The organism is Neoroseomonas rubea, from assembly GCF_016106015.1.
Lineage (GTDB): Bacteria > Pseudomonadota > Alphaproteobacteria > Acetobacterales > Acetobacteraceae > Neoroseomonas > Neoroseomonas rubea.
On the sequence record NZ_JACADQ010000664.1, the window covers coordinates 1 to 924 of the forward strand.

Genomic DNA, 924 nt, shown 5'->3' on the forward strand with positions numbered 1-924 from the left:
CGCGCTCGCCCAGCCCGCGCCGGGCCAGGGCCCGACCGGCGGGCAGGTCGTCGCTGGCCAGGCCGGCATCGCGCGCACGCCCGGCCGCACCACCGTCACCCAGTCCACCAACCGCGCCGCGATCGACTGGCAGCAGTTCAACGTCGGCAGCCAGCACACGGTGCAGTTCGTCCAGCCCTCCCAGGGGTCCTGGACGCTGAACCGCGTTGTCGGCCCCGACCCCTCGGTCATCGCCGGCCGCGTGCAGGCCAATGGCGGCGTGGCCATCGTCAACCAGTCGGGCGTCGTCTTCGCACAGGGCGCGCAGGTCGATGTCGGCAGCCTGATCGCCTCGGCGGCCGGCATCACCAACGAGAACTTCATGGCCGGGCGCATGGCGTTCGACCAGGCGCCGCGGCGCGGGGCGCGCGTCGAGAACCACGGCACCATCACCGTCGCCGACCGCGGCCTCGCCGCGCTGGTCGGGCCCAACGTGTCCAATTCCGGCGTCATCCGCGCGCGGCTCGGGCGCGTCGCCCTCGGCGCGGCGGAAACCTTCGTCCTCGACCTCGCCGGCGACGGGCTGATCAGCATCGACGTCACCCAGGCGGTGCGGGAGGCGCCCCAGGGCGGGGCCGCGCTCGTCACGAATTCCGGCACCATCGAGGCACCGGGCGGCTCCGTGCTGCTGACGGCCCACGCGGCCTCGGACCTGGTGGAGGACCTGGTCCGCCAGACCGGCCGCATTTCCGCCCCCACCGCGGATGGCCGCGCGGGCCAGGTCGCGATCCGCGCCGAAGGCGGCTCCGTCCGCGTCGAGGGCACCATCGACGCCACGGGCGGCGCCGGCGCGCGCGGCGGCGCGGTCGCGATCCAGGCAACCGAGGGCGTGACGGTCGCCACCGGCGCGACGGTCGATGCCTCGGGTGGCGCGGGCGGCGGGCG

Annotated in this window: 1 protein-coding gene; it reads left to right on the top strand. The window is 75.9% G+C overall.

The features are described 5' to 3' along the window. Window positions 1-924: two-partner secretion domain-containing protein (locus HW577_RS25675; RefSeq protein ID WP_198378909.1), on the top strand; the 924-nt coding region annotated here is incomplete at both ends.